8 protein-coding genes and 1 pseudogene are annotated in these 8,548 nt (G+C 51.2%); 2 read left to right on the top strand and 7 right to left on the bottom strand.

All coding sequences use genetic code 11. From position 1 onward, the window contains the following. Positions 1-443, bottom strand: a pseudogene (locus MoGM_RS05590) (LTA synthase family protein); the annotation flags it as partial. Positions 444-550: 107 nt separating this feature from the next. On the opposite strand from MoGM_RS05590, the gene MoGM_RS05585 reads away from it, so the two are divergent. Continuing rightward, positions 551-1,330, top strand: a complete 780-nt coding sequence (locus MoGM_RS05585; protein ID WP_104369143.1) for a glycosyltransferase family 2 protein — start codon at positions 551-553, stop codon at positions 1,328-1,330. Here MoGM_RS05585 and MoGM_RS05580 read toward each other — a convergent pair. The 4 genes from MoGM_RS05580 to MoGM_RS05565 all read right to left on the bottom strand — a co-directional run bounded on the left by MoGM_RS05580 (position 1,302) and on the right by MoGM_RS05565 (position 5,154). After that, positions 1,302-2,276, bottom strand: a complete 975-nt coding sequence (locus MoGM_RS05580) for a capsular polysaccharide synthesis protein (RefSeq protein WP_104369142.1) — start codon at positions 2,274-2,276, stop codon at positions 1,302-1,304. The two genes, MoGM_RS05585 and MoGM_RS05580, sit on opposite strands and share 29 nt — an antisense overlap. Positions 2,277-2,411: 135 nt before the next feature. Beyond that, a complete protein-coding gene (locus MoGM_RS05575; protein WP_104369145.1) occupies positions 2,412-3,215 on the bottom strand; it encodes a glycosyltransferase family 2 protein in 804 nt (267 codons plus the stop codon). A 154-nt stretch (positions 3,216-3,369) separates the two neighbouring features. After that, positions 3,370-4,185, bottom strand: coding sequence for an alpha-1,2-fucosyltransferase (locus MoGM_RS05570; RefSeq protein ID WP_104369141.1), 816 nt, complete (start codon positions 4,183-4,185; stop codon positions 3,370-3,372). A gap of 9 nt (positions 4,186-4,194) precedes the next feature. After that, the gene (locus MoGM_RS05565) at positions 4,195-5,154 is read right to left on the bottom strand and encodes a lysophospholipid acyltransferase family protein (RefSeq protein ID WP_104369140.1); all 960 of its coding nucleotides are present in this window, start codon (positions 5,152-5,154) and stop codon (positions 4,195-4,197) included. Between the two features lie 192 nt (positions 5,155-5,346). Here MoGM_RS05565 and MoGM_RS05560 point away from each other — a divergent pair, with 192 nt between their 5' ends. Next, the gene (locus MoGM_RS05560) at positions 5,347-5,529 is read left to right on the top strand and encodes a hypothetical protein (RefSeq protein ID WP_158249558.1); all 183 of its coding nucleotides are present in this window, start codon (positions 5,347-5,349) and stop codon (positions 5,527-5,529) included. A gap of 70 nt (positions 5,530-5,599) precedes the next feature. Here the strand turns inward: MoGM_RS05560 and MoGM_RS05555 are convergent, their stop codons facing one another. After that, positions 5,600-7,504 carry an ABC transporter ATP-binding protein gene (locus tag MoGM_RS05555; RefSeq protein ID WP_104369144.1) on the bottom strand — a complete coding sequence of 635 codons (1,905 nt, stop codon included), beginning with the start codon at positions 7,502-7,504 and terminating at the stop codon, positions 5,600-5,602. Between the two features lie 108 nt (positions 7,505-7,612). Beyond that, positions 7,613-8,548 (bottom strand): tRNA (N6-isopentenyl adenosine(37)-C2)-methylthiotransferase MiaB (miaB, locus tag MoGM_RS05550; RefSeq protein ID WP_104369138.1); only part of this gene is annotated, 936 nt, incomplete at its 5' end.

The raw sequence follows: 8,548 nt of genomic DNA, 5'->3' as shown, positions 1-8,548 counted from the left end.
GCCGTGCATGCGGCAATAAGAACAAGGCGGACCAGAAGGTACCACACGGACACGCTGGCAAAGGCATCTTTCGGCGAGTCGATATAATAGAAAATGGTGGCGTCGAGCTTGAACTTCCAGAACGGATAGAGCGAGGTGTCGGCCACGAAGGCGAGTGCCGAGAGCACGGCCACGGGCAGATAGTAGAACGACGCGAGGCGGCGCAGCGGCAGCGGACGGCCTGTCCATACTGAAACAACGGTAATTAGCAGCGGCAATACTATGAGATAGCCTGTCACGGGGATGTCGAGCAACAGCCCGTGGGCAACGACGGCGAGCGTGTCGGCCGCCGAGTATGACGGGTCTTCGGCCTTGTCGAGCCACATGAACAGAGGCTTCTGCACTGCAAACATGGCGAGAATGACGGCGTATAACCTTATTATATATGTGAGTCTTGTCTTCATGCGTGCAAAAGTAAGAAGTTTTTCAGAGATAAACAGTATAATGGAACGCGAAATTTGGAGTATTGGCGGAAAACGATTACTTTTGTAAACAATCTATAAACGGCGGTATGGCAGAAGCAAGTAACGACAGGAAAATATCTGTGGTGATAAACACCTACAACGCATCGGCACACTTGAAGCGTGTGATTGGGTCGGTGACGGGGTTCGACGAGATACTGGTTTGCGACATGGAGAGCACCGACGACACGGTGGCGATTGCCCGCGGGTGCGGTTGCAGGGTGGTGACGTTTCCCAAAGACGGTTGCGACATTGTGGAGCCGGCCCGCCAGTTTGCCATAGACAGCGCCTCTTACGATCATGTGCTGGTGGTCGATGCCGATGAGCTGGTGCCCGATGAGTTGCGGAACTATCTCTACGGGATGCTTGCCGGCGGTTCGTGTCCTGCCGGGATAGCCATACCCCGGCGCAATTACTTCATGGGGCGGTTCATGCACAGCTGCTATCCCGACTATGTATTGCGTTTTTTTGACCGCCGTGTGACCGTATGGCCTCCGGTGATACACACATCGCCACGGGTAGACGGCACGGTGGTGAAGATACCGGCCTGGCGCACCGGGCTGGCGTTAGAGCACCTTGCGAACGATTCCGTGAGCGCCATTATCCGAAAGACGGATGTTTACTCAGAGCACGAGCTGCCCCGACGGAGGCATAAGAACTACGGACTGTTTGCGGTTGTATATCGCCCGGCGTTCCGTTTCTTCAAGTCTTACATTCTGAAAAGAGGGTTTCTCGACGGTATGCCCGGCCTGATACACGCGACGTTGGATGCCGTATATCAGTTTGCGATAGTGGCGAAGCTCATCGAGGAGCGGCGGAGGAAAAAGTAAGTGAGTGCTGTTTTGCCTGTGGCAGGTTGATGCCCGGCTGTGAGAAATGGCTTGCGAATGTCTCCGTTCCGTCTGTATCGTCGGCCGGGAGTTTGTATGTCAGTTTGTGGATAAACGATTTTTCCATCGCTTCTTCAAGCAGACCGGTACTGAAAACAACTTTCCCTTTCATCCATTCCTGTATGGTATGCGTGTCTTTCTCGTTTACGTAAGGCATTGCCTCATATTCTTTTCTTGCCCTGTTGTCGGACGATATCATGGCCTTGAACATCAGGTGGTGTTGGAAATAGTGCCGCAGTCTGTCCTCGTTATGCCATAACTCGGTCGTCAGTTGTGCCCACCGGGTTATGAGATAGTTGCTTTTCTTGGCATGTATGAAGCAGTTTTGTATCATTGTATATGCGAATTCTCCCTGCGAGTGATACATGAAAAACGGCAGGCGGGACATCCCCTCGGGGAAAGCGTCTGTCATCAGGCACGTGGCGTCTATCCAATATCCGCCGTATGCGGCAAGCAGATATACCCGCAGGATGTCGGAAAAATGTGCGTTTCCTATCGCTCCTCGTTCTCGTTTCTTTATAATGAAATCTGGAAGGGATATGTACCGGCCGTAGTTCTCTTCGGTGATGATGAATATCCGTTGGTCTTTGTTCTTGTGTTTTTCCACCGACCGCACGCAGTTTTTCACCAGTTCGGGCATCTGCTGCTCGCCTTGCAGCCAGCAGAGCCACAGGCATTCGGTGGCGGGGGGCAGCGTACAGAGTGCTTTTACGCTGAAACCGTTATATGGCAGGGCGGCATATTTTCTCGTAAAGTATGCCGTGCATCGTCTGTCGTTAAGCGGATTGAGTGCATATCTGACCTTGTGCCGCCACGATTTTACCGGCACAATCGCTGAGATGAGTGTGCAGAAGAATTTCAATATGCCGGTTTTCAGGTTGTTCATTCTTGTATGATAGTTGTTAATGTCGTTACAAATGCTTTACCATGGTGTTGCAGATACATCCCGTTGGTATTGCGGATATTTTCAGAAAGTGTTATCAGTACTTTTCAAAAACGCGGTAAATGCTTTCCGACGATTTTACAGATATTTGTCTATACCGTCGTCGCACCAGCGCAACCGCTCTTTTATCACCCTGTTTTGCTCGGCTGTATGCGTCTGTTCGTTGTCTCGTGACGCTTCTTTGTGGTACAGATGATACACGCATCCGCCCATTTTCAGTGATTTCTTTCCTACTCCGGCAAAGTGAAGGCGGTAGGCCATCTCGCCGTCTTCGTGTCCCCACTGGGTGAGCTTCTCGTTGTATCCGTTGATTTTTATGATGTCTGCTTTCCAGTATGCCATGTTGCATCCGCGCAGGTGGTCTATCTTCTTGCCGTAGCGCAGAGACATGAAACGGCGCAAGAGGCGTGAGCGCAGGCTGTTGAGGGCAAAGCTGGGCGGCATGTTCCACAGGCTGATATGGAAGTCGGGGTTGGCGAATACCTTTTGTGTGATTTCCGGTGACAGTTTGACACGGCTGCCGCATACGAAATAGTTTGGCTCGGCCAGTTCCAGGTGGTCGCTTACGAAGTGTCTGCTTAGTATCACGTCGCCGTCCACTTGCAGTATATATTCCCCCGAAGCCTTGGCTATGCCTTTATTAAGTATGGTTGTGCGAAGAAACCCTTTGTCTTCCTGCCACACGTGTATTATTGGTATCCGGCTTTCGTTTCCCAATCGTTCGATCAGTTGCCTGGTCTCGTCTGTCGACCCGTCGTCAGCAATGACAATCTCATCGGGAGCCACTGTTTGGTCGAATGCGCTCCTTACGGTCCGTTCCAGTGCTTCCGGCCAGTTGTATGTAGTGATGAGAAGTGTTGTCTTCGGTGATTTTATTTTCATGTCTTTATTCTTGTATTGATATTCCGTAATGTTTGCATACGATGGTTGAGAGTGGTTGTCTTTTATCCGATAATGTTCCGTTGTCATGTCTTTCTGCGCTTTGTCATTATATGCAGGGGCATTGCCCTGACGGTTGTAAGCGGTTGGGCGGTGTTTACACATCCATGAAAACATCATCGAATTTGCGGAAACTCTCTTCCGTTATCTTGTCGTCTTTGCTTTCGATCCAATGCAGCGAGGCGTCGTTGTAGAACGAGGCCACGAGCGAGAACGTGCTCTTCGGGCCCATGATGTATTGGCATTCGGAGAGAACGAACAGGTCTTCGCCCGGATTTCCGTCGCTCATATAGATGCAGTCGGTTCCCGATATGCGCTTAATCAGCTCCACGTCGGTTTTCGGATCGTTGGTGGCTATGAATACCTGGATGCTCTTTCCGTTGTGCAATTCACTGAACCGGCGTATCATTTCGGCGTATATGCGGTCGTCAAAATAGTATAATCCGCCTTGCCACGTTGCGTAATCGCCCCGCCGTATGTGTATGCCGAGACGTATGTCGGCTTCCGGAAGCGACTCCATCCACTCTTTCTTGGCCGCTATTTTCTTTCGGCGGAAGGCAAACAGGCGCTTTATCTCGTCGCGGTATTTATCGAACAAGGCCGGATGGCGGAACGCCCAGCCGTCTGCCGCGATTGTCGGCGTATTGCGGAGCATGCGCAATATGTTTTCATCCGTACTGTATTTGGGATGTTGCAGCCACAGGCATTTTATCAGTTTGGTCTTTATAAGGAATTTCGCGAGCAGGTATGTAGCGAAGTTATGATAAGGCAGTTCCGACAGTTTGAAATATTTGTACTTGTATGAGAACCTCATGGATACGGTCTTTACTCCGTTCTCCAGTCCCCAAGCATAGATGTGAGCGTACTGCAACCAGTTGTTGCACATCTGTCCGTATCCTTTTACGAATATCATGTCGGTATTTTATTTGATGCCTTTTCGTTTCTTGATATCATCCAGATTTCCCAAGTCGACCTTTCCGGTGGCGGTGTCATATCGGATGTTGAACTCCTCGCGGGTGCGTTTCCAGCGGTTGTGTGTCCACAGATAGCACTCCGGCACGTTGCGTATTGATTTTTCAAGCATCGCGAAATATGTGTCGGTGAGTTCCCATTGCCCGGTCGTTTCGGGATGTCTGGTTATCGGTATCAGCTCGCACTCATAATATCCGCGGCGTATTCGGCGCACGTCGGCATAGAAAACGGCTTGTTTTGTGGAGCGCATCAGCTTCTCCGTACCTGTGAGTACCGGCGTATCGTGGTTCAGGAAGTCGAGCCAGTGGTGTATGTTGTTCCAGAACGGCACCTGATCCGATATATATCCGAGTACAATCGGTTGGTTGTCCTGTTTGTACCGGGCTATTTGGCGCAGTGTCTCGGCCATCGGTATGCACTCGGCCCCGAAGCGTTGGCGCAACCGGAGGAACAGGTTGTTGAACTGTTTGTTTTCCAGCACGTGGTATATCTGTGCGCAGTGCGCCTTTCCGGTAGTCCAAAGCGGCAATGATGTTATCCATTCCCAGTTGCAGTGATGCCCCAGGTATATTCCGCACGACTGTCCGTTTGCCACGCAGATGTCCAGCTCTTCCGTTCCTTTGAACTTCATCCGCTTCCTAATCTGTCTCTCACTCATGGAGAACAGCTTTATTGTCTCCACTATATAGTCGGCGAACCATGAATAGAATCCTTTTTCAATCTTTATTATTTCAGTCTCGCTTTTTTCAGGGAAAGAGTCTTTCAGATGTTTGCGTACCAGCGGACGGCGGTATTTGGCTATATGGTATATGATGTGATAGATACCGTCTGAGATGCGGTATAGAATCCAGAGCGGTAGCAATGATATCAGATACATTGTCGTATGGATGATATAATACGTTGCTTTCATTGTCCGATGCTGTTTTATGGATTTCCGTCGGTATTATATTTTGTCATGTTTGATAAAGGATCGGATGAGCGCCATGATACTTTAATGGCTTTGCCCATGATGCGTTTAATCTTGTGCAAAGATACGGATAAAAACTTGATACACGTTGTTATTCGCCTTAAATTCGTTATCTTTGTGGCAATTTAAATAAATGTGATGCGGAAAAATACTACGTTGCAGCTCAAAGGGATTGCCATACTGCTTATGTTGTGGCTTCATCTTTTCAGTGACGAGAAGTTGACGGCAACCTGTGTCAATACGATATGGTTCTGGAATGGTATGCCGTTGGCTGTCGGTGTAGTATTGAAGGTAGAGGACCGGTGGATGAAAGGCTGAAAGGCAAGGAGCCTGACAATATAAAAGGCCGCGCTTGTGTCTTCAATTTTAAGCGCGGCCTTTTCCATGTTTATTTGCTCTGCATGTCGTTGAGTTTCTTGTAATATCCGTCGAGGGCTATCAGTTCGTCGTGCGTTCCGCGCTCCACTATGCGTCCTTCGTGCAGCACGCATATCTCGTCGGCCTGCCGTATGGTGGACAGCCGGTGGGCTATTGCCACTGTGGTGCGTGTCTTCATCAGCCTTTCGAGCGCGTCTTGTACGAGTCGTTCGCTTTCGGTGTCAAGCGCTGACGTGGCTTCGTCGAGGATAAGTATCGGCGGGTTTTTGAGAATGGCGCGTGCGATGCTTACCCGTTGGCGTTGTCCGCCGGAGAGACGGCCGCCCCGTTCGCCGATGTTTGTGTCGAACCGGTGTTCCGATTCCATTATGAAATCGTACGCGTTGGCTATCTTCGCCGCCTCTTCGATTTGTTCCTGCGTGGCGTTCTCCACCCCGAAGCCTATATTGTTTCGGAATGTGTCGTTAAACAATATTGCCTCTTGGTTCACGTTGCCTATCAACTGGCGCAGGTCTTGTATTCCGATGTCTTTCACGTTGATGCCGTCTATGAGCACTTCGCCCTCCTGCACGTCGTAATATCTCGGTATCAGGTCCACGAGAGTCGACTTGCCGCCGCCGCTCTGGCCTACCAGTGCCACTGTCTTCCCTTTCTCTATCGTGAGGTTGATGTCGCGCAATACCCAGCGGATGTTCGGGTTTTCTTTTGTGGAGTGTGGTACGTGTGGTGTGGAGGGAGATGTGCTTTTGTTGTTTTCCGCCTCAGCGTTGTAAGCGAACGACACGTTTCGGAATTCTATTTTGCCTGTGAAATCCTTTATATGCTTCGGGCTTGCCGGTTCTTTAATATTGTTCTCGGCTTTCAGTATCTTGTTGACGCGCTCCATCGACGCCAGTCCCTTGGGGATGTTGTATCCCGCTTTGGAGAACTCTTTGAGCGGATTGATGATGCTGTACAGTATCACGAGGTAGTAGATGAATACCGGACCCGATAGCGTTGAGTTGTTGAGCACGAGCATTCCGCCGAACCAGAGCACGATTACAATCATCACCGTGCCGAGAAACTCGCTCATCGGGTGTGCCATTTGCTGGCGGATGTTGACCCACATGATGGTGTTGCGGTGCTCGTTGTTTATGTTTGCGAAGCGGGCGTTCATCTTCTCCTCGGCACAGAAGGCCTTGATGATGCGTAGTCCGCCCAGTGTTTCCTCCACCTGGCTCATCGTATCGCTCCACAGCGACTGCGCTTTGAGCGACCGTGCCTTGAGCTTTCGGCCCACCATGCCCATCACCCAGCCCATCGCCGGCACTATGGCTATGGTGAAAAGCGTCAGTTCCCAACTGATGAACAGCAGCATCGAGAAGTACGCTATGATGAGTATCGGGTTCTTGAAAAGCATGTCAAGCGACGACATTATCGAGTTCTCGATCTCTCCCACGTCGCCCGTTATCCTTGCTATGATGTCTCCCTTGCGTTCTTCGGTGAAGAAACCGAGCGGCAGCGATGTTATCTTTTTGTACAGTTGGCTGCGAATGTCGCGCACGATGCCCGTGCGGATGGGAATTATCGATGCCGAACTGAAAAAGTAGGCGGCGGTCTTGGCGAATGTCATCACGGCGAGCAGCAGTCCTATGATGAGCAGGGTGGTGGTCGCCCCCACGCTGTCTATCAGCTGTGTGATGTGGTAGTTGGCGTTGTTCATCGCCGCTTCTTTCAGGTTGTCCCAGCCTACGGGCATCAGTTCCGTCACCCGTTTGCTCTCTTCTGTCTTGAAAAGGATGTTCAGTATCGGTATCAGCGTCATGAACGAGAATATGTTCAGCACGGCAGACAGTATGTTGAACACGATCGACGCGACGAGATATTTCTTGTATGGCGGCACGAAGCGGCGCATCACCTGTATGAATTCTTTCATTTTCCGGTTTGTTGTTTTATTTATTGTTGGGGTGGTACATCCTTTCTTTCGGTGGGTGATGATGCTTGCCACCATCTTCAATCCCTGTCCCACATCTTCGCAAGCCGCTTACAGGCCTGCCGGTTCTCCCATCAGTGTGGCGCTTGTGCTGCCTGTTATCTTCACTTTGACGGTCTGTCCCACATGATAGTCGCCACGGTCGAATACCACCATCTTATTCTGTTCTGTGCGTCCGCAGAGCTGTTCGCGCGAACGTTTGCTGTATCCTTCTATAAGCACTTCGAACGTTTTGCCCTCATCGCGCCGGTTTGCCTCGGCCGACAGTTCTGTCTGCAATTTTATCATCTCGTTGAGGCGGCTTATCTTCACATCCTCCGGCACGTCGTCCGGCAGATGCTTCGATGCGTATGTGCCGGGTCGCTCGCTGTATTTGAACATGAACGCCGAGTCGTATCCCACCTCGCGCATCAGTGACAGCGACAGCCGGTGGTCTTCTTCTGTCTCGCTGTGGTAGCCCACGAATATGTCTGTAGACAGCCCGCAGTCGGGAATTATTCTCCTGATCGCGGCCACCCTGTCGAGATACCACTCGCGGGTGTACTTCCTGTTCATCAGTTTCAGTATCCTGTCGCTGCCGCTCTGTACAGGCAGGTGTATGTGCTTGCACACATTCGGCATCTCGGCAATCACCCTGAGCGTCTCGTCGCTCATGTCTTTCGGGTGGCTGGTAGTGAACCTGACTCGCATTTCCGGCACTGCCCCGGCCACGGCGCGGAGCAATCCCGGGAAGTCTGCCACCGTCTGTCCGGCGTTCTCAGTGCCGTCTGCCGCCTGCTTCTCAAATCGGTATGAGTTAACGTTCTGTCCCAGCAGCGTCACTTCTTTGTACCCCCTGTCGCGCAGGTCTCTCACTTCACGGAGTATGCTTTCTATGTCACGGCTTCGCTCCCGGCCCCGTGTGTATGGCACGATGCAGTAGTGGCAGAAGTTGTTGCAGCCGCGCATGATGCTCACAAATCCTCCTATCCTTGCCCCGTGCAGGCG

Source organism: Prevotella sp. MGM1, from assembly GCF_002933775.1.
Taxonomy (GTDB): Bacteria; Bacteroidota; Bacteroidia; order Bacteroidales; family Bacteroidaceae; genus Prevotella.
The sequence above is the reverse complement of the archived record's forward strand: the minus strand, read 5'-3'. Positions and strand labels throughout refer to the sequence as shown.

Coding starts and splice junctions, on each gene's coding strand:
- MoGM_RS05585 (WP_104369143.1), top strand. CDS start 551: ATGGCAGAAGCAAGTAACGACAGGAAAATATCTGTGGTGATAAACACC.
- MoGM_RS05580 (WP_104369142.1), bottom strand. CDS start 2,276: ATGAACAACCTGAAAACCGGCATATTGAAATTCTTCTGCACACTCATC.
- MoGM_RS05575 (WP_104369145.1), bottom strand. CDS start 3,215: ATGAAAATAAAATCACCGAAGACAACACTTCTCATCACTACATACAAC.
- MoGM_RS05570 (WP_104369141.1), bottom strand. CDS start 4,185: ATGATATTCGTAAAAGGATACGGACAGATGTGCAACAACTGGTTGCAG.
- MoGM_RS05565 (WP_104369140.1), bottom strand. CDS start 5,154: ATGAAAGCAACGTATTATATCATCCATACGACAATGTATCTGATATCA.
- MoGM_RS05555 (WP_104369144.1), bottom strand. CDS start 7,504: ATGAAAGAATTCATACAGGTGATGCGCCGCTTCGTGCCGCCATACAAG.